Below are 19,153 nucleotides of genomic sequence, written 5' to 3'. Positions count from 1 at the left end.
CCTCGGACCAGCAGGGCTTGCGCGAACGGCCGAGGCCGCCCCCGCGCGGTGGCGGGGGCGGCCTCGGTCAGCCGGGGTGCGGCGTCCTGACGGGAGGTCAGGCCGTCGGGGCCGGGAAGGTCGGGTACTCGACGCCCGAGACGTGCTGGACGACCCGCACGACCTGGCAGGAGTAGCCGAACTCGTTGTCGTACCACAGGTAGAGGATGGCGTTGTCGCCGTCCACCTTGAGCGCGCCCGCGTCCACGATCGAGGCGTGGCGGGAGCCGATGAAGTCGTTCGACACCGCGTCGGGGGCGTTGGTGAAGTCGATCTGACGGCGCAGCGGCGAGGTCAGCGACACCTCGCGCAGGTGGTCCAGGACCTCCTCGCGGCTGGTCTCGCGGGCCAGCTGCAGGTTCAGGATCGCGATCGAGACGTCCGGCACGGGGACGCGGATCGAGGAGCCGCTGATCTTCGCCTTGAGGTCCGGCAGGGCCTTGGCGACGGCGGACGCGGCACCGGTCTCGGTGATCACCATGTTCAGCGCGGCGGCGCGGCCACGGCGGTCCGAGGAGTGGTAGTTGTCCAGCAGGTTCTGGTCGTTGGTGTACGAGTGGACGGTCTCCACGTGGCCGCGGAGCACGCCGTACTCGTCCGCCATCGCCTTCAGCGGCGGGACGATCGCGTTGGTGGTGCAGGACGCGCAGGAGATGATCTGCTCGTCCGGCTTGATCGTGTCGTGGTTGACGCCGTGCACGATGTTCGGGACGTCGCCCTTGCCCGGGGCGGTCAGCACGACCTTGGCGATGCCCGGCTGCAGGTGCTTCGACAGGCCCTCGCGGTCCCGCCAGATGCCGGTGTTGTCGACCAGGATGGCGTCGTTGATGCCGTACTCGGTGTAGTCGACCGTGGTCGGGTCGTTCGAGTAGATGACCTGGATCGCGGTGCCGTTGGCGATGATCGTGTTGGTCGCCTCGTCCACCGTGATGGTGCCGTTGAACTGACCGTGGATCGAGTCGCGGCGCAGCAGCGAGGCGCGCTTGACCAGGTCGTCGCCCTTGCCCTTGCGGACGACGATGGCCCGCAGGCGCAGGCCGTTGCCCGAGCCGGCCTTCTCGACCAGCAGGCGGGCCAGCAGGCGGCCGATCCGGCCGAAGCCGTAGAGCACGACGTCGCGGGACTCGCGGCGCTCCAGCTTGTTGGGGCCGACCGCACCGGCCACCGCCTCAGCCGTGAACTCCTCGACCGTCAGGCCGCGGGCGTCGTTCTTGTAGGTGGCCGCGAGGATCCCGAGGTCGATCTGGGACGGGCCGAGGTCGAGCGAGGTGAGCGCGTGCAGGAAGGGCAGCGTCTCGGTGACCGAGAGCTCCTCGCCGGCGATCTGGCGGGCGAACCGGTGGGTCTTGAGGATGGAGACAACCGACTTGTTCACCAGGGAGCGGCTGTGCAGCAGGACGTTGACGTCCTTCTCCCGGTGGAGTCGGCCGATGATCGGAATCATCGACTCCGCGATCTCCTCGCGGTTGTTCCAGTTCGTGAGCACGTCGTCGTTGACAGTCACAAGTCCATCTTTCGAGGGTAGGGCCTTGCCCCCATGCTAACTTCGGCCGGTTTCGATCTTGCGGCCGGACCACCCCTGACCAGGCACGGAGCCGTGGAGGGGTGACGGACTTCACGGTCGGCACCCTCGTTCACCGTCAGCTCGGCCCCCCTCGACGACGGCGGACCGGCGAAGGTTCAGGAACGAACGGCCTGGGTCACACCGGTCAGGACGGCGGTCGAGGCCAGGCTGCCGATCGCGACCATCCCGACGCCGATCACGAAGAGCCCGTCGCCGCCCGACCAGTCGACCCAGGCCGCGGTGGCCAGGCCGCCCGAGACGCCGAGCACCCCCGCCGCCGGGTACTGCCGCAGGGCCGCCCACAGCACGGCCGGCAGCAGGGTCAGCACCAGCCCGATGACCTGCCAGGCCTGGTAGGGGCCGGAGACCGAGCCGTCCGGGAGCTCGTCGTACCGCTGGTCCCAGCCCAGCCAGGCGGTCCAGGCAGCGGCGGCGAACAGGGCGAGCAGGAGGGCGGCGGCGGGCTGCGGGAGTCTCGGTGTCATGGGAACAGCCTCCCGGCCGTGGGTGGGGGCGGGACAGAGTAGCCGTACTCAGGTTCCGGCCCGGTACGGGACTCAGGGGCGGCGGCCGGATATCCGTTTGCCGCGGTGGGGGAACGGCGCCGATGATCGTGCGGGCCCGTGACCGGGCCGTGTGACCCACCGTCGGATCCCCTGGAGGAAGACCTTTGCACCCTGATCTCGCCGTGGCGGAGGAACTGCTCGTGGCCGAGGACCTGCCCGGAGCGGCCCGTGAGCTCCGGCGGCTCGCCGAGCAGGTGCCGGCCGATGAGCTCGCGCCCTTGGTGGAGCGGCTGGCCGGACTGGCCGAGATCGACGAACTGTGCGGCGCGGCAGCCCAGTTGGCCGCGAACGCCGGGGACCCGGAGGCGCTGTACGACTACGGCTACGCCTGCATCGAGCACGGGCTCTCCGCGTTGGCGGTGCCGGCCCTGCGCGAGGCGCTGGCGGTCCTCCGCGAGCCGAAGCGGGGGCTGTTCGGGCGGACCCGGCCGGTGGACACCCGGCGGGTGCGCCAGGTGCTGATGGAGCTGGTGGCCGCGCTGGAGGACGGCGAGCGGCACGGCGAGGCCGTCGAGGTGCTGCGGGAGCAGGCCGCGGGCGCCGGACTGGCGGACTGGCCGGAGGGGTACCTGCTGGCGTTCAACGCGCTGATGGACGGGCAGTTGGGGCTCACCCGCGAGGTGTTCGAGCGGCTGGCGGAGCCGGCGCCGGACTGGCGCCCGGCGGCCGACCGGATCGCCCGCTCGCTGGCCCGGGCGGCGGCGGCCCCGCCGGTGGACGGGGAGGACCTGCGGGGCTGGCACCACGTGCTGACGGGGGGTCTGCTGGCCACCCTCTCGCCGTACGGCTTCCGGGCCGGGATGACCGGCCGGTACGCGTACCTCGGCGACACCTTCGACAACTGCCGGCTCGGACTGGAGCGGCTGCGGGTGGTGCTGGACGCCACCGGGCGCCGGGTGACCTCGGTCGCGCTGCTGCCGGACCGGGGCAGCCGGGCGCTCGGGCTGGCGGCGGCCGCGCTGTTCAACCTGCCGGCCGCGCCGTACCGGCCGGGGGTCGCGGGCGCACTGGTGGTGGCGTACGACCTCAACGCCTGTGACCAGGAGCTGGTCGCGCGGTTGAACGAGCGGGCACCGGACGAGGTGCTCTACGAGCACGCCACCTGCTGGACCGACACCCCGATCGTCTCGGCGGACGTCTGCGGCCTGCTGGCCCAGACCGTGGTCGCGCCGTGGGAGCCGGGGATGAGCTTCGACGCGGACGGCGAGCGGACGGAGCCGGAGCCCGACCGGCGTTCCGCCGAGGAGCTCGCGGAGGCGATCGTGGCGGCCGACGGCACGCCGGACGCGGGCGACGGGGAGGCCCCGGCCGACTCCGCAGAGCTGCTGGCGGCGTACGCCGCGCGGGTGGCCGGGGTGTGGGCCCGGGCCGGTGCGACCCGGGACCGGGTGCGGTCCTCCGGGCCGGTGCGGAGCGGGCGCTTCGCCTGACGACCGGTCACAGACCGCGGACGTCCAGCAGGGGCGGGCTCACCGGCCAGGGTGAGTCCGCCGTTGCCGTTGTCGCCGCTGCGGCCAGGCGGAGCGCGCCGAGCAGCGGCGGACCGTCGGGGGTGTGGTGGCGGGCGTCCGGGGGGAGGGCGGCCAGGGTCGCGGCGCGCAGGGCTTCGAGGTTGAACAGGCCGCCGGTGAGGGCGATCCGGGGCTCGCGCAGGCCGGTGGCGGCGGCCGCGGCGGTGGCCGCGATCTCCTCGCCGGCCCGGCGGATCAGCGCGGCGGAGACCGGGCAGCCCCGTGCGGCGGCGGTGGCCACGTCCGGGGCGAAGGCGGCGAGCAGACCGGCGCGGTCGGCCCGGGTCTGCAGGGCGGCGGGGAGGCCGGCGGCCGGGCCGTAGCGGTCCTGGGCAAGCGTCAGCAGGGCGGGGGAGCCGCCGGTGCGGCCGTCCACGGCGCGCAGGGCGGCTTCGAGGCCGGCCCGGCCGAGCCATGATCCGCCACCGCAGTCGCCGAGCAGTTGGCCCCAGCCGTCGGCGCGGCGCCAGGTGGCGGTGGGGTGCGGGAGGGCGAGGCCCCCGGTGCCCGTTGCGGCGTCGGCCGCTCGGGGCGGTTGCTGACCGCGGGCCGCTCCGTGGTCCTGGGCACGTTCGGATCCGTCCGCGCGGGAGAGGGCCGGGTGCAGGCCGAGGGCGACGACGCCGGTGCCGGCGGCGACGACCACGCCCGGGCGGGGGCCGAGGGCGCCGGCGTAGGCGCTGACGGCGTCGCTGGCCAGCACGAGCCGGCGGGCGCCGGTTGCGCGGGCCAGCGGGCCGGGCAGCTCGGCGGCCAACTCCCGCCCCAGCAGGGCCATTCCGGTCGCGCCCACGGCCACCGCGCCGATCCGGGTGCCGGGTGTGAGCAGGTCGCCGAGGGCGGGCAGCAGCCGCTCCAGGAGGGCGGTGGCGTCCTGGCCGCCGGTGGTGATCCGGGCGGGGGCGGGGATCCGGAGGGAGCGGAGGGTGGTCTCCGGACGGTCGGCCGGGGCGAGGGCGAGCCGGACGCCGGTGCCGCCGACGTCGATGCCGAGGACCGCTTCGGAGGTGTCGGCCGGTCCGTGGTCCACTCGTTCGCTCCCGTTCGTGTCGCGGTGCCCCATTCTGGCACTGCCGCACTGGAGGCCCAGCTCCCGGTTCAAACGTGACATGTCTCACCCGAAGTCGTGACGCGACGTCAGGTCGTGTGCGGGTACAGGTGGATGACTTCTGGGCAAATGGGGACAGCTCGCTCACGGTGGGTCAGATCGGCTGGGCGGGGCGGGATCGAGCGCGTGGCGGCCATGATCGGCGACGAGTAGCGTCCGCAGGGCTTTTCTGTCACTTGCCGGGGGACGAGTGCTCCCTCGGCCTGCCTTCTTTGGGAGCAATCGTGCGTGTGGGGCGAAGGCTGACATGGCCGCTGGTCGCGGCGCTGGCCGTACCCGTGGCGGTCGGATCGGTGCCGGCCACGGCGGCGGCCGTGGTGCCGCCGACCGTGGTGGAGGACTACAGCTACCCGGGCGCGGCGCAGATCCTGGCCGAGCGCGGCATCACCCTGAAGTCGGGCGACGGGCGCTTCCTGCTCGCCGACTGCGCCTCGGGTTCGGGTCTGGTGCACGTGCTCAGCCGGGCATTGACGCCCAGTGAGGTCTGCTTCAAGGTCAACGGCCGCGAGGGCCGGCTGGTCATGGAGATCCCGCGGGTCTACCAGATCAAGGCCGACGACCACGCCATCAAGGCCTCGCTCACCGCCGACGGCACCACCAAGGTCGTCGACCTCCAGAAGAACTTCTGGAACCCGGTCGGCGAGGGGAGTTCGGGCTCGGAGAGCGTACTGCTGGAGCTGAACGCCACCGGCGACGGCCCGGTCGGGATCGGCGGCCCGATCAGCGCCCAGCCGGCCGTCACCGCCGTCAGCATCGGCAAGCCCGGTGCGGACGGCTCCCGGCTGTGCACCGGCACGGTGGTGGACCCGCAGTGGGTGCTCACCGCCAAGAGCTGCTTCGCCGACGCCCCGGACACCTCGATCGAGGTGGCGGCCGGCGCGCCGAAGACGAGGACGACGGTCTCGATCGACCGCCTCGACATCGCCTCCCCGCTGGTCCAGGAGGTCGAGGTCACCGAGCTGGTGCCGCGCGCCGACCGTGACGTGGTGCTGCTGAAGCTGGCCAAGGCCGTCACCGGCGTCATGCCGCTCACCATCGCCCCCACCGCCGCCGCCACCGGCGAGGTGCTGAAGACGGCCGGCTACGGCCGCGCCAAGGACCGGTGGCTGGCCTACGAGATGCACACCGGGCAGTTCTCGGTCGACTCGGCCACCGCCACCACGCTCGCCGCGAGCAGCGTGAACGGCTCCACCGTCTGCCGCGGCGACGCCGGTGGTCCGGTGCTGCGCGAGAGCAACGGCTCGACGCAGGTCGTGGCCGTCAACACCCGCTCCTGGCAGGGTGGTTGCCTCGGCGTCACGGAGACCCGCACCGGTGTCACGCAGACCCGGGTGGACGACCTGGTCTCCTGGCTCCAGGGGCTCGGCGTCCAGTACGCCGCCTCCGGCTACACCCCGGTGACCGCCACCCGCGTGCTGGACACCCGGGTCGCCGGCAGCACCGCCTGGGAGAACGACCCGGCCGGCGGCACCGCCCTGGAGCTCAAGCTCGGCCAGGCAGGCACCAGCCCGCTGAAGCTGCCGGCCGGCGCCACCGCCGCCGTCCTGAACGTCACCGTTGTCAGCCCGGCGAGCGCCGGCTTCGTCGCCGTCCGGCCGACCAAGGCCGCCCGCCCGGCCGGCTCCTCGGTCAACTTCACCGCCGGTCAGGTGGCGCCCAACCTGGTCACCGCCCCCGTCGACGTGGACGGCACCGTCCACCTGTGGGCCAACACCGCCAACGTCAACCTCGTGGTCGACGTCCTCGGCTACTACAGCCCCCAGTCCACCGGCAAGTTCACCGCCCGGACCCCGGCACGGTTGATCGACACCCGCACCACCGCCACGCCCGTCGGCGCCTACTCCACCCTGGACGTCCAGGTGGGCGGCCTGAACGGCGTGCCGGCCAACGCGACCGCCGTGGTGCTCAACCTGACCGTCACCAACCCGGGTGCCGGCGGCAACCTGACGGCCTTCCCGGCCGGCACCACCAGGCCCGCCACCTCCAACCTCAACTACTCGGCCGGCCAGACCATTTCGAACCAGGTCATCGTCCCGGTCGGTGCCAGCGGCAAGGTCTCCTTCTACAGCCACAGCGGTGCGAACACCGATCTGGTCGTGGACTTCGTCGGCGACTACGGACCCACCGGCGCCGGTCTCTACCGGCCGATCGCCCCGCAGCGGGTGCTGGACACCCGCCTCAACGGCGGTGCGCCGCTCAGCTACGGCCAGGTGGCCGGCATCAAGGGCACTCCGCCCGGTGCCAAGGCCTCGGTGCTCAACGTGACGGCCGTCCTCCCCGAGAGCGCGGGCTTCTTCACCCTCGCCCCGAGCGGTGCCGCCCGTCCGGCCACCAGCAACATCAACTTCTGGGCGGGCGCGCTGCTCTCGGCCCAGGCCGTGGTCTCCAACGGCGAGCCGTTCCCGGCGAGCCAGAACGACATCGCCCTGCACGTCAGCAGCGGCAAGGTGCACGCGGTGGCCGACCTTTCCGGCTACTTCACCGCCACCAGGTGACCGGCTGACAGCCGCCGGTGGTGCGGCGCCGAGCGCGCCGCACCACCGGCTCCGTCGCCGCCGGCCCGGAGGCCGGCGGCGTTCCCGGCACCAACGGGTGCCCGAGGGAGAAGGCCAGAACCGATGGGGGCGCAGGACTGATGAGGGTGACAGTACGGGCACGCGGAACGCGGTGGCGGGCAGCCGCCGCGGGCGTGCTGACGATGAGTCTGGTGGCGGGGGTGCCGGCCGCTTCGGCCCTGGCGGACACCGTGCCGGCCCAGGGCCCGGTTGCCGACCGGGTGGCCGCCGTGGCGGCCTGGAAGGCCGGCGGGCCGCTGGTGCGCCGCGCGGCCGAGACGGCGCTGGCGGGCTCGGACGCCGAGGTGACGGCGTTCGTCAACGGCGGCCGGGCGGCCGCCGAGGAGCAGGACCTGCGGGTGCGGCTGGAGCAGCTGCTCGCCGAGGCGGGCCCGGGCGTCCGGGAGGCCGGCCTCAAGGCCCTGGCCCCGGAAACCGGTTCGGCCGCCAAGGTGCGGGCGATGCTGGACGGCGGGGCGCGCAAGCAGTACGAGGACGACCAGCGGGTCCGGCTGTCGCAGATCATGGCGATGGGCGGGCCCGGGGTGAAGGCCGCGGCCAACAAGGCCATGGACGGCACCATCGAGGACGTCAACCGCTTCCTGAACGTGGGTCAGTTCAAGGAGCGCGACGACGACGACAAGGTCCGGCTCAGCCAGTTGATGGCCACCGGCGGCCCGGAGGTCAAGAAGGCGGCCGGGGCCGCGCTCGACGGCGGGGCCGAGGACGTCCGGGCCTTCCTGCGCTACGGCTGGCAGACCGCCGCCGCGCACGACCGGGAGACCCTGACGGTCGCTCAGCTGGCCGACGTGGCGGGCAACGCCTCCACCAGGGCGCGCGAGCAGTCCCGGGTCGCCGAGGACGCGGCCAAGCGGGCGATCGACGCCTCGCGGCTGGCCAAGGAGGCGGCCGAGCTGGCCGCGAAGGAGACCAGGCTCGCCCAGGGCGAGGCCGGCAAGGCGGCCAACGCGGCCGGCCGGGCCGCCGACGCTGCGGGCCGCGCCGCCGGCGCCGCCCGGACGGCCTCCTCGGCCGCCGCCGCAGCCAACGAGGCGGCCCAGCAGGCGGCGAACGCGGCGGCCGACGCCTCGGCCGCCTCCACCAAGGCCGGGGACGCCGCCGCGCGGGCCCGCGACGCCGCCGCTGCCGCGGCCATCAACGAGAAGGACGCCGGCAAGGCCCGGGACGCGGCCGTCGCGGCCCGCAACGCGGCCGCCGACTCCCGCACCTCGGGCGAGGCCGCAGCCTGGGCCGGCCGGGCCGGGCTCCAGGCAGCCGCCGCCGCGAAGGCCGCGGCCGACGCCGGTGACAACGCGACGGCCGCGGCCGACGCCGCCCTCGAAGCGGCGAACCAGTCGGGCGTCGCCTCCGAGGCCGCCGGCCGGGCCCGCCGGGCCGCCGACCAGGCCAGGGCCGCCGCGGCCGAGGCCCGCCGGGCCGCGCGGATCACCGTGCGGATCGCCGAGGAGGCGGCCGAGGCCGCCGCCGAGGCGCAGCGCGCCGCCGAGCGCGCGGCCGGCCACGCCGATGCCGCCGCTGCCGCCGCCGACGCCGCGGCCGCCCACGCCGGTGAGGCCGCGACCGCGGCCAACACCGCGCAGGCCGCCGCCAACGAGGCCAACGCCGCGGCCGACACCGCGGCGAAGGCCGCCGAGTCGGCGCACAAGCTCACCGACCTCTCCCGCCGCAGCGACGACGAGCGGCTGACGGCGCAGGCCGCGGCCGAGATGGCGATCGCCGAGGAGGCCGCCCGGGTCGAGGCGGAGAAGACCAAGGTCGCCGCCTGGGAGGCCGGAAAGAGCGTTCAACTGGCGGCCTCCACCGAGCAGTTGCTCGCCGAGGCGACGGCCGCCGGGGTCACCCCCGCGGTCGCCGTGGCCAAGGGGCGGCAGGCCGCCTGCCAGCTGCTGACCGCCGGCGGCCCGTGGGCCAAGGCGGCGGCCGCGACCGCGCTGGAGGGCCGGGACTCCGACGTCCTCGCCTTCCTGAACGGCGGTCTGGCGCAGGGGCGCGACCGCGACGACCGGGTCAGCGCCATGACGATCGCCCAGCGCTCGACCAAGGCGGCCGAGCGGCTGGCGGCGGAGACCGCCTCGGTGGGCACCACCGCGCAGGTCCACGAGTTCGTCCTGAACGGTGCCTACCCGGGCAAGGACGACGACGACCGGGTGCTGCTGTCGCAGATCATGACGGCGGGCGGCCCGGGCGTGAAGGAGGCCGGCAGCAAGGCACTGGACGGCGGCATCGAGGCCGTCCGCGCGTTCCTGGCGGTGGGTCAGTACAAGGCCCGGGACGACGACAACCGGGTCCTGATCAGCCAGGCGATGACGGCCGGCGGCGGTGAGGTCAAGGCCGCCGGGCAGGCGGCGCTCTCCGGACCGGCCTCCGGTCTGGTGACCTTCCTCCAGATCGGCCTGCCCAAGGCCCAGCAGCGGGACTCCTACACCCGGGCCCACGTCGCCACCGTCAGCTCCTACCTGGCGAGCATCGACGGCTCGGTGTCGACGGCCCGTCAGTACGCGGCCCAGGCCTCGCAGTCCTACGCCCTGGCCCGCAACGCCCAGGTCGAGGCCCAGGGTTACGCGGACAAGGCCACCGCCTCGGCCCAGGAGGCCGACCGCTGGGCCGCCCAGGCCGCCGAGTCCGCCCGCCAGGCCAAGGCCTCCGCCGAGCAGGCGGCCGCCTACGCCCGGCAGGCCCAGAACAGCGCCGCCTCGGCCGACGCCGCGGTCCGCCGGGCCGACGCCTCGGCCAGCGCGGCGGAGGGCTTCGCCGCGCAGGCCAAGAAGTACGCGGACGAGGCGAAGAAGTCCTCCGACGACGCGAAGGCCTCGGCCGCCGCGGCGAAGAAGAGCTCCGAGGAGGCCGAGCAGGCCGCCAAGGAGGCGCGCGAGATCGTCTGGCAGAAGCAGCAGAAGGAGGCGGCCGAGGGCAGGACCGAGAGCGAGACCGCGACCGTCGACGAGAACGGCCGTGTCTCCTTCGTCGAGGTCCACCAGAAGGAGGGGATGAAGCAGGAGATCGTCCGCGAGGACATGTCCAAGTGCGTCCAGGACGACCCGGGCACCGAGTTCGGCTGGCTCTTCAAGTCCGACTCCAAGACCTGGCACAGGAACGGCGCCGGCGTCGAGGTCTGCAACGTCGTCGTCACCGTCAAGGCCAAGGGCGAGATCGAGTACATCCTGCGGACCTGCCCGGAGGCCAACCTCTCGATCGCGGCCTGCCAGGGCAAGTACACCACCTGGGACACCCTCGTCCTGCAGACCCAGTCGATCGACACCGAGTACCAGACCACCGTCGAGCTCGCCTACGGCGACTACCTGAAGCACTTCAAGGTGTCCTGTCAGAACGCGCAGGGCGGGAAGCCCGTCTGCGCGTCGGGTGACAGTTCGCGGCTGCTGCTGCACATGCTGACCGACGACTTCGTGAAGTGCTTCAAGAACTTCGGCCTCAACGGGCCCTGCGCCTGGGCGGCTTCGAACTTCATCCCCTACGGCACCCTCGCCAAGGGCGCCAAGGGCATCGTCGCCTTCCGCTTCGCCCTGGAGACGGGCGTCGGCATCGAGCAGGCCAAGCTCGCCCTGCAGGCCTCCCTGGAGGGCTACAGCGACGCGGTGAAGCTCAAGATGATGGCGAGCGCCGACGCGATCCTCGCCCTCCGCAACTCGCTGAGGGGCGACGGCGCCGGCGCGGACGCGGCGCTCGCGGCCCTGCGCAACAACCCCAACGTCGACCGGGCCCTGGTACGGCAGTTGGAGACCGAGACGCAGATCGCCGGGGACGTGCGGACGGTCTGCGAGACCAACAGCTTCCCGGCCGGCACCACCGTGCTCGCGGGCGACGGCACCCGCCGCACCGTCGAGACCGTACGGGTGGGCGACCTGCTGCTGTCCACCGATCCGTCCACCGGCGCCGACAGCGCCCGGACGGTGACCGCCACCTACCGGCACGACACCGTCGACCTGGTCGACCTCGACGTCGAGGGGACCGGCCGGATCACCAGCACCGCCGGGCACCTGCTGTACGTCGAGGGCACGGGCTGGCGGGAGGCGGGCGCCCTGCGGGCCGGTGACGTCCTGGTCGGCCGGGACGGTGCCGCGCACCCGGTGACCGGCACCGGCCGGCGCACCGAGGCCGCTGCCGAGACGGTCTACGACCTCACGGTGGACGGGCCGCACACCTTCTACGTCGGCGGCCGGCAGGGCGACGGAGCCCCGGTGCTCGCGCACAACTGCTTCAACCTGATCGCCGACGAGGCGCCGTTCGACCCGCGGGCGCACACGCTCCGCGACCACGTCGCCTCGGGTGCCGGGGGGACCGCCACCGAGGCGGCCGCGCGGCAGATGGCCGTGGACAAGGGCGTCAACGGCGTGTTCACCAAGGTGGAGTACGCCAACCTCGCACTGAGGGACGCGATGCAGAAGGCCAACCCGCGGGTGGCCAACTGGCTGAACCCGAGCAAGCCCCCGTACGACGAGTTCCTGGAATTCGAGATCGACGTCAACGTGAAGTTCAACGGCCAGGACGTCACCTCGCTGGGCAAGTCCTACAGGGCAAACGGCCCGAACACGGCGGACGTCACCGTCCGGGACACGGGTTCCCGGGTCCGGGTCCGGCTCGCCAAGGTGGCCAACCCGAGGGACCACGGCGGCAAGAAGTGGGTCTGCACCTCGATCTTCCCGGTCTAGGTGTGGCAGCGGTGCCGGGCCTCCGGCACCTGACGGGCTGACAGCAGCCCGGTGCACGTGACGGCGTACGGCCGGGGCAACCAGCTCCGGCCGTACGCCGTTTCCGTGGAGCTGCCCTCGGAGCTGCCCCGGGGCGACCCTGCGGACGGCCCCGGGGTGCCCGTCCGGTCCACGGGGCGCGGGCCGGGCGGGCGTGGGCTCGTGAAGATCCTGGAAGAGCCGGGTGAACTCGCGTGGCGGTGCATCGCCCCAGCTGGGCGGACGTGCGGCGGAACCTGACGGTGCACGAACCCGGGGGCGAGGTGGCGTGGGCATGCTGGTTATCATCGGTCCGGCAGTTCGTCGGACGGCGGTCGACGGAAGCGTTCCCGTGGCAGTGCCGTGCACGGGGAGGGACCCATCGGCGCGGGGGCCGTTCGGGTGCCCGCGGTGTGTCCGCCGAAGCCGTGCCCGGCCCCGCACCGCGCGATCCGTCGGGATGAACATGAACAAGGGCCTCGCCAGCCGTGGCACCCACGCCGTCACCGGAGCCGTCATCGGCGCCCTGCTGCTCACCGCCTGCGGGTCCGGTGGTGCCGGTGACAAGAAGGTCGACCTCAAGGACCAGCTGCCCAAGCGGTACCGGGAGGCCGGTGTGATCAAGGTCGGTGCCTCCTTCACCGCGGCCCCGGTCATCTTCAAGAACGGCCAGGGCAAGCCGGACGGGCTGGACCCCGACCTGGCCGCCGCGATGGAGCGCCTGCTCGGCGTGAAGTTCGACTTCGTCGACGCCGGTCCGTTCGCCAACGTGCTGCCCGGCGTGCTGGACAAGAAGTTCGACATCGGCATGTCGGGCATCACCGACACCCGTGAGCGCCAGCAGGGCCTGGACAAGAACGGCACCCCGGTCAACGAGGGCGTCGACTTCGTCGACTACTTCATGGCCGGGATCGGGATGGTGGTCAAGGAGAAGAACCCCAAGGGCGTCGACACCATCGACGGCCTGTGCGGCCACTCGGTGACGGCCAAGAAGGGCACCACCCACAACGACCTGATGATCCGCCAGCAGAAGGCCTGCGAGCACGCCGGCAAGCCGCTCAAGGCGCTGGAGACCGGCTCCGACGACGAGGCGCTGGCCAACGTCCGCAACGGTCTCGCCGACGTCTACATCACCGACTACCCCAAGGCCCAGCACAACGCCCAGACCCTGGACGAGGGCCGCACCTTCGACCTGGCCGGGCCGCAGCTGCAGTCCCGCCCGTACGGCATCGCCGTCCGCAAGGGCGACCAGGAGCTGCGGGACGTACTGGTCAAGACGGTCAACGCGCTGATCCTGGACGGCACCTACGACGCCGTGCTGCAGAAGCGGCTGCTCGTCGAGGGCGCGATCCAGAACTCGGTGGTCAACGGCAGCCACTGACGCCGCGCCGGTCCGCTGGCCGGGCCGTCCGGCGGCCTGTCTGACGCAGAACGCCCGTACCGGGAACCAGCCCGACCGGTACGGGCGTTCGGGCTGTTCGGGCGGAACCGTCCCGCCCTCGGCGACCACGGAGGTACCCGGCGATGTCCCACCGTCTCTTCTCCTACGGCACCCTGCAGCTGGAGCAGGTCCAACTCGACCGCTTCGGGCGCCGGTTGGACGGCAGCCCGGACGCGCTGCCCGGCCACCGGATGACCGTGCTGCGGATCACCGACCCGGGGGTGATCGCCAGCAGCGGCACCGACCACCATCCGCTGGTGCTGCCCTCGGACGACCCGGAGGAGCTGGTCGAGGGCAGCGTCTACACCGTCACCGACGAGGAGTTGGCCGCCGCGGACGACTACGAGGTGGACGACTACGCCCGGCGCGAGGTGGTGCTCGCCTCCGGCACCCGGGCCTGGGTGTACCTCGCCTCCTCGGCGGTCTGACCGGCCGGCGCTTCACCCGTGCGGCCGACCGGCCGATGTAGTCCTCAGGGCGTGCCGCCGCACGGGTGCGGCGCGCTCCGAGGACGAGGAGGAGTGCGGTGACCCAGCAGGGCTTCGAGGTCGGGACGGCGCCCGGGGCGGTGCCCGGGATCGGGCACGCCTGGCAGATGATGCGCAGTCCGGTCCGGTTCATGACCTCCCTGGCCGCCCACGGCGACCTGGTGCGGATCAGGATCGGCCCGTCCACCGCGTACGTGCCCTGCCATCCCGAGCTGCTGCGCCGGGTGCTGACGGGCGACCAGGTCTACGACAAGGGCGGGGTCTTCTACGACCGGGCGCGCGACGTGGCCGGGAACGGTCTGGTCACCTGCCCGCACCGGGACCACCGGCGCCAGCGGAGGCTGATGCAGGGCGCCTTCACCCGGCCCCAACTGCGGCACTACGCCGGGGCGATGCGGTCCGAGATCGAGGCCACCACCGCACGCTGGCGGGACGGCCAGGTGATCGACGCCTTCCCCGAGTTCTACGGACTGGCGCTGCGGGTGGTGGCCCGGACGCTCTGGTCCACCGCGCTCGAACCGGAGCTCACCCGCGGGGTCGAGCGGGCCTTCGACACGGTGCTGAACGGGCTGTTCCGCCAGATGTTCCTGCCCGGGCCGCTGCGCCGCCTGCCGACCCCGGCCAACCGCCGGTACCGGTCGGCGCTGCGGCACCTGCACGAGGTGACGCAGCGTCTGATCGCCGGGTACGGCGGGCGGCCGCCCGAGGCCGCGGGGGAGCTGGACCTGCTCGGGGCCCTGCTGGCCGCCCGGGACGAGGACGGCGGGCGGCTGAGCGAGGCCGAGGTGCACGACCAGGTGATCACCGTGATGGCGGCGGGCACCGAGACGGTGGCCGCCACCCTGGTCTGAGCCCTCCACCGACTGGCCCGACACCCTTCGGTGGCGCAGGAGTTGTACCGGGAGATCGACGCCGTGCCGGGCGGCCGCGCGGCGGCGGACTGGGAGGACCTGCCGGCCCTGGCGCTGACCGACCGGGTGATCACCGAGACCCTCCGCCTGCACCCGCCCGGCTGGCTGTTCACCCGGCTGACCACCACCGACACCGAGCTGGCGGGGGTGCCGCTGCCGGCCGGCTCCACCCTGGTGTTCAGCCCGGCGGCGGTGGCCCACGATCCGGAGGCCTTCCCGCACCCGCACGAGTTCCGCCCCGACCGCTGGCTCCCGGAGGAGGAGTCCCCGCAGGCCCGCCAGGCGTTCACCTCCTTCGGCACCGGGGCCCGCAAGTGCCTCGGCGACCTCTTCGCCCGCACCGAGGCCACCCTGGCCCTGGCCACCGTGCTGAGCCGCTGGCGGCTCGAACCCGAGCAGGACGCCGACGTCCGCGCCGTGCCGCTGGCCACCGTCTACCGGCCGCGGCGGCTGCGGCTGCGCCTGACGGCCCGTCCGTAGGCCCGCGTCGAGGAGCCGGTGCACGGGAGTGCGGAGGGGGTGAGCGGGGCGTAGCGGACCGGCCGGACAGCGGCGGGCCGGCCGGCGGCCGTCAGCGCCACCGGTCCCACCAGAACGTCCAGGTGCGGGAGTTGACGAGGGTGGCGGCGTAGCGCGGCAGGGTCCCTTCCGAGCCCTGCCACAGGTTGTCCGGACAGAAGGCGAAGTGCTCGGCCGCCACGCGCAGCGCCGCCTGCTCCGTCGGAGGGGGCGCCGCCACGCTCACCACCAACTCCGACGCGTCCGCCGACACCAGCCGGGCGCCGAAGCGGTCCTCCCAACTCGCCAGCACCGCGGCGTAGGCACCGGTGTCGTCCTCCCGGTCCGCCACCCCGTCCCAGCCCAGCAGGGCCAGTGCCTCGGCGCCCGACTCCGCGGCGACCAGGCCCAGCGGGCAGTGCGGGCGCCGCGCCAGCACCTCCCGCGCGACGGCCGTCGCGGCCTCCTCGGGGCTCTCCCGTCGTGCGCCCCTCGGCGCCGGCCCCGGCCACACCGCCCCGAACGGCGCCGTCGTCCCCGGGTAGGCCTCCTCCGCCAGGTGCTCGTCCCACCACCGCGCCATCAGCCGCCCCGGATCGTAGAGATCCGGCCGCGACGCCGTCCCCGGCCGCAACTCCCCGTCGTTCCACGGCCGCCGCCCCGTCTCGCCCGGCACCTCGGTGTCGAGCAGCAGCGGCCACAGCCCCGACCGGGGATGCTCCTCCAGCATCCGCCCCCACCGGCTGACGGTGGTCGGCCCCGCACTCACCCAGAGCACCGGCCCGTCCCCGCCGTCCACGCCGTCCACGAACTCCCCGGGCGGCAGCAGCCCGCCCACCTCGGCGACAAGATCGGCCATCATGCCGCCGCACGCTAGCGCAGCCCGCCGACAGCCCCTTCGCCGGCGGTGCCCGAGCGGGCGTCAGCCGAGGAAGTCGACGCGGTCGATGAGGCCGTCCCGGACGTGGTAGGCGACCAGGACGCGGACCGGTTCGGCGGCGACGCCGTGGGCCAGTTCGTGGTCCACCACCCAGGGGCCCTCGGTGAGGCGGCCGAGGATCTCGGCGCGGCAGCGGCCGGCGGCGAACTGGGGGGCGTAGACCGCGCGGAGGGCTTCGTGGCCGTGGAGGGGGTCGCCGGTGCGGCGGTTGACCACGACGTGCTCGGCGTAGGTGGCGGTGAAGGCGTCGATGTCGTGGGCGTTGTAGGCGGCGAGCTGACGCTCCACCACCTCCTGGGGGGTGGTCACGGGGTGGCCTTTCGGTAGGGGCGGGCAGCCAGCCTAGGAGGAGGGGTGTTACTCCGGAGGTACCGGGTGGTGGGCGGGGGTGTACTGCGGACGCAGTACGGGAGGTGCCTGCGCAGCGACGACGACGGGGGAGGGGCCGGCCGCGAAGGATGGAGGACGCTGCGGGCGGACCGTGCCGGGATGGTGGCGGGCCGCTCGCGGCGCGTTCCGCGACCGTGCACCGAACCCGAAGGAGGCCGCACCCCGTGGCCACGTTCCTGTACCGCCTGGGCCGCTGGGCCTTCGACCGGCGCAAGTGGGTGACGCTGATCTGGGTCGCCGTGCTGGCCGGGGCCGGGGTCCTCGCGGCCAAGGCGCCCGCCGCGCCCGACGACGGCTTCTCGATGCCCGGCACGGAGGCGCAGCAGGCCTTCGACCTGATGAACGAGCGCTTCCCCGGCGGCCACGCCGACGGCGCCCAGGCCCGGCTGGTGTTCGTCGCCCCCGGGGGGCAGAAGATCACCGCCGGCCCGGCCAAGGAGGCCGTGGAGCGGACGGTCGGCGAGCTGGCGCACGCCGAGCAGGTCACCGGCGCGGTCGACCCGTTCCAGGCGCGGACCGTCTCCCAGGACGGGACCACCGCCTACGCCACCGTCAGCTACGCGGCCAAGGCGGGCGAGCTGTCCGAGGGTGCCACCGCCGCGCTGGAGCAGGCGGCCCAGCACGGCCGGGACGCCGGGCTGAAGGTCGAGGTCGGCGGCACCGCACTGATGACCAAGGGCGAGGCCGGCGGCAGCAGCGAGGCGATCGGCATGGCGCTCTCCGCGGTCGTCCTGGTGATCACCTTCGGCTCGCTGCTGGCGGCCGGGCTGCCGCTGCTCACCGCCCTGGTCGGGGTGGGCCTCGGCATGGCGCTGATCACCGCGCTGGGCAGTGCGCTCGGCCTGTCCGGCACCACCGGCACGCTGGCGATGATGCTGGGCCTGGCGGTCGGCATCGACTACGCGATGTTCATCGTCTCGCGGCACCGGGCCGAGCTGGCCGAGGGCCGCGACCTGCGGGAGGCGGCCGGCCGGGCGGTCGGGACGGCCGGGTCGGCCGTGGTGTTCGCCGGGCTGACCGTGGTGATCGCGCTGGCCGGGCTCTCCGTGGTGAACATCCCGATGCTCACCAAGATGGGCCTGGCCGCCGCCGGCACGGTGGTGCTCGCGGTGCTGGTCGCGCTCACCCTGGTCCCCGCGCTGCTCGGCTTCCTCGGCCACCGGGTGCTGCCGCGCAAGGTCCGCAAGGGCCGGGCGGCGGGGGACGGCGAGAACGGCGGTGCCCGCTGGGCCCGGTTCGTGCTGCGCCGCCCGCTCGCCGTGCTGCTCGGCGGTGTGATCGGCCTCGGCGTGCTCGCGGCCCCCGCCCTCGACCTGCGGATGGGCCTGCCGGGCGACGAGTCCAAGCCCACCTCCACCACCGAGCGCCGCGCCTACGACCTGCTCTCCGAGGGCTTCGGCCCGGGCTTCAACGGCCCGCTCACCCTGCTGGTCGACGCCAAGGGCGCGCCCGACCCGAAGGCCGCGGCGGAGACGGTGGCGAAGACCGTCTCCGGCCTGCCCGGGGTGGCCGCGGTCGCCCCGCCGGTGTTCAACCCGGCCGGGGACACCGCGCTGGTCAACGCCGTCCCGAAGACCGGCCCGGCCGAGGAGGCGACCAAGGACCTGGTCACCGCCATCCGCGGCCACGCGGACGGACTGAAGGCGGAGACCGGTGCGACCGTCCTGGTCAGCGGCACCACCGCGATGAACATCGACGTCTCGCAGAAGCTCACCGACGCCCTGCCGGTGTACCTCGCCGTGGTGGTCGGCCTGGCGGTGCTGCTGCTCCTGCTGGTCTTCCGCTCGGTGCTGGTCCCGCTGAAGGCGGCGCTCGGCTTCCTGCTCTCGGTGGCCGCCGCGATCGGCGCCGTGGTCGCCGTCTTCCAGTGGGGCTGGCTGGCCAACCTGATCGGGGTCGAGCAGACCGGCCCGGTGATGAGCATGATGCCGATCTTCCTGGTGGGTGTGGTCTTCGGCCTGGCCATGGACTACGAGGTCTTCCTGGTGACCCGGATCCGCGAGGGCTTCGTGCACGGGGAGAGCCCGAAGGAGGCCATCGTCACCGGCTTCCGGCACAACGCCCGGGTGGTCACCGCCGCGGCCTTCATCATGATCTCGGTCTTCGCCGGGTTCATCGGGATGAGCGAGCCGATGATCAAGATGATGGGGCTGGGCCTGGCCGCGGCCGTCGCCTTCGACGCCTTCGTGGTCCGGATGGCCATCGTCCCGGCCGTGCTCGCCCTGCTCGGCCGCCGGGCCTGGTGGCTGCCGCGCGGCCTCGACCGGGTGCTCCCGGACGTGGACGTGGAGGGCAGCAAGCTCGTAGCCGCCGACCCGGAGCCCGCCCCGGAGCGGGAGCCGGTCCGCGTCTGACCGTGTGAAACGCCCTCCGCTCCCCACCGTCGGTGCGGGAGCGGAGGGTTACCGTTGGCAGCCTGGCCCACCCCTTCCGACC

11 protein-coding genes and 1 pseudogene are annotated in these 19,153 nt (G+C 73.8%); 7 read left to right on the top strand and 5 right to left on the bottom strand.

The window, feature by feature from the left end:
* Positions 1 to 97 precede the first annotated feature (97 nt).
* Both ACWCYY_RS29955 and ACWCYY_RS29950 read right to left on the bottom strand, forming a co-directional pair.
* Positions 98 to 1,543: a glyceraldehyde-3-phosphate dehydrogenase gene (locus tag ACWCYY_RS29955; RefSeq protein ID WP_345288852.1), complete on the bottom strand. Its 1,446-nt coding sequence runs from the start codon at positions 1,541 to 1,543 to the stop codon at positions 98 to 100.
* A 176-nt stretch (positions 1,544 to 1,719) separates the two neighbouring features.
* Positions 1,720 to 2,088 (bottom strand): hypothetical protein, encoded by a 369-nt coding sequence (locus ACWCYY_RS29950; protein WP_449797801.1) that lies wholly within the window; start codon positions 2,086 to 2,088, stop codon positions 1,720 to 1,722.
* Between the two features lie 203 nt (positions 2,089 to 2,291).
* Here ACWCYY_RS29950 and ACWCYY_RS29945 point away from each other — a divergent pair, with 203 nt between their 5' ends.
* Complete coding sequence (locus ACWCYY_RS29945; RefSeq protein ID WP_449797800.1) at positions 2,292 to 3,599, top strand: hypothetical protein; 1,308 nt, start codon at positions 2,292 to 2,294, stop codon at positions 3,597 to 3,599.
* A 7-nt stretch (positions 3,600 to 3,606) separates the two neighbouring features.
* Here ACWCYY_RS29945 and ACWCYY_RS29940 read toward each other — a convergent pair whose 3' ends face one another.
* The gene (locus ACWCYY_RS29940; RefSeq protein WP_345288856.1) at positions 3,607 to 4,710 is read right to left on the bottom strand and encodes a BadF/BadG/BcrA/BcrD ATPase family protein; all 1,104 of its coding nucleotides are present in this window, start codon (positions 4,708 to 4,710) and stop codon (positions 3,607 to 3,609) included.
* 302 nt (positions 4,711 to 5,012) lie between these two features.
* Between ACWCYY_RS29940 and ACWCYY_RS29935 the strand changes: the two genes are divergently transcribed.
* From ACWCYY_RS29935 to ptlI, 5 genes and pseudogenes are all read left to right on the top strand, one after another.
* Positions 5,013 to 7,283, top strand: coding sequence for a trypsin-like serine protease (locus tag ACWCYY_RS29935; protein WP_449797799.1), 2,271 nt, complete (start codon positions 5,013 to 5,015; stop codon positions 7,281 to 7,283).
* Positions 7,284 to 7,486: 203 nt separating this feature from the next.
* Positions 7,487 to 12,031, top strand: a complete 4,545-nt coding sequence (locus ACWCYY_RS29930) for a polymorphic toxin-type HINT domain-containing protein (protein ID WP_449797848.1) — start codon at positions 7,487 to 7,489, stop codon at positions 12,029 to 12,031.
* Positions 12,032 to 12,509: 478 nt separating this feature from the next.
* On the top strand, positions 12,510 to 13,430 hold the full coding sequence (locus ACWCYY_RS29925; RefSeq protein ID WP_449797798.1) for a transporter substrate-binding domain-containing protein: 921 nt from the start codon (positions 12,510 to 12,512) through the stop codon (positions 13,428 to 13,430).
* Between the two features lie 143 nt (positions 13,431 to 13,573).
* Positions 13,574 to 13,918, top strand: coding sequence for a gamma-glutamylcyclotransferase family protein (locus ACWCYY_RS29920; RefSeq protein WP_449797797.1), 345 nt, complete (start codon positions 13,574 to 13,576; stop codon positions 13,916 to 13,918).
* Between the two features lie 65 nt (positions 13,919 to 13,983).
* Positions 13,984 to 15,369: pseudogene (gene ptlI / locus ACWCYY_RS29915) on the top strand (pentalenene oxygenase).
* 91 nt (positions 15,370 to 15,460) lie between these two features.
* On the opposite strand, the gene ACWCYY_RS29910 reads toward ptlI, so the two are convergent.
* Together ACWCYY_RS29910 and ACWCYY_RS29905 are read right to left on the bottom strand one after the other, a co-directional pair.
* Entirely contained in the window at positions 15,461 to 16,249 is a 789-nt protein-coding gene (locus tag ACWCYY_RS29910) for a DUF4253 domain-containing protein (protein ID WP_449797796.1), read from the bottom strand.
* 60 nt (positions 16,250 to 16,309) lie between these two features.
* The gene (locus ACWCYY_RS29905; RefSeq protein ID WP_380149748.1) at positions 16,310 to 16,636 is read right to left on the bottom strand and encodes a nuclear transport factor 2 family protein; all 327 of its coding nucleotides are present in this window, start codon (positions 16,634 to 16,636) and stop codon (positions 16,310 to 16,312) included.
* Positions 16,637 to 16,881: 245 nt separating this feature from the next.
* Here ACWCYY_RS29905 and ACWCYY_RS29900 point away from each other — a divergent pair, with 245 nt between their 5' ends.
* The gene (locus tag ACWCYY_RS29900) at positions 16,882 to 19,071 is read left to right on the top strand and encodes an MMPL family transporter (protein WP_380149749.1); all 2,190 of its coding nucleotides are present in this window, start codon (positions 16,882 to 16,884) and stop codon (positions 19,069 to 19,071) included.
* The last annotated feature ends 82 nt before the right edge of the window (positions 19,072 to 19,153 follow it).

Source organism: Kitasatospora sp. NPDC001664, from assembly GCF_053596675.1.
Note: the sequence above shows the minus strand (reverse complement) of the source record. Positions and strands in the feature narration are given on the sequence as shown.

Excerpts from the sequence above, each read along its gene's own strand:
- ACWCYY_RS29950 (WP_449797801.1), bottom strand. The coding sequence starts at position 2,088 with ATGACACCGAGACTCCCGCAGCCCGCCGCCGCCCTCCTGCTCGCCCTG.
- ACWCYY_RS29930 (WP_449797848.1), top strand. The coding sequence starts at position 7,487 with ATGAGTCTGGTGGCGGGGGTGCCGGCCGCTTCGGCCCTGGCGGACACC.
- ACWCYY_RS29925 (WP_449797798.1), top strand. The coding sequence starts at position 12,510 with ATGAACATGAACAAGGGCCTCGCCAGCCGTGGCACCCACGCCGTCACC.
- ACWCYY_RS29920 (WP_449797797.1), top strand. The coding sequence starts at position 13,574 with ATGTCCCACCGTCTCTTCTCCTACGGCACCCTGCAGCTGGAGCAGGTC.
- ACWCYY_RS29910 (WP_449797796.1), bottom strand. The coding sequence starts at position 16,249 with ATGATGGCCGATCTTGTCGCCGAGGTGGGCGGGCTGCTGCCGCCCGGG.